1 protein-coding gene is annotated in these 490 nt (G+C 37.8%); it reads left to right on the forward strand.

Translation table 11 applies throughout. The features are described from left to right. On the forward strand, positions 1 to 311 hold a 311-nt coding region (locus E1163_RS30095; protein ID WP_185155867.1), incomplete at its 5' end, for a hypothetical protein. Between the last annotated feature and the right edge of the window lie 179 nt (positions 312 to 490).

Raw genomic sequence — 490 nt, forward strand, 5'->3', positions numbered from 1 at the left:
TAGGCATGGCCAAAAGGTGGACAAAAAACTACAGAGATAAAAATCCGGGAGCCGTTAAAGGCTTTTTCTTTGGCAGAGATTATATAAAACAACTTTTGCTTGAAGGTGACGGTACATGCAAGGGCATAAGAATTTATTTTGCTATTGATGATGATGGTAATCAGAGACTGGTGTTAACTGGTGCTGATGAGAAGCAAAATAATATTCTTCCTAAAGATGAAGGAAAAGGTGGAGGAGATAGGGTAATTATTGATGATGGGTCACCATGTCCCCCGGATTGTCCGGAAGATCCAAATGACCCTTTAGGTTAACCTTTAAACCTGAGTGAACACTCAGGTTTTTTTTATATTTACACTACTGTACTTCAATAATTGTTTATAAAACTGTTGACACTAACTTCATTTTTGTACATTACAGTGTACTTGATGATATTAAGCGCAGGAGTGGCTCTTTACCTTGGGTTACGCCAAAAGTTTAATTCTCTAAGGCC

It is taken from the genome of Fulvivirga kasyanovii (assembly GCF_009711405.1).
Taxonomy (GTDB): domain Bacteria; phylum Bacteroidota; class Bacteroidia; order Cytophagales; family Cyclobacteriaceae; genus Fulvivirga; species Fulvivirga kasyanovii.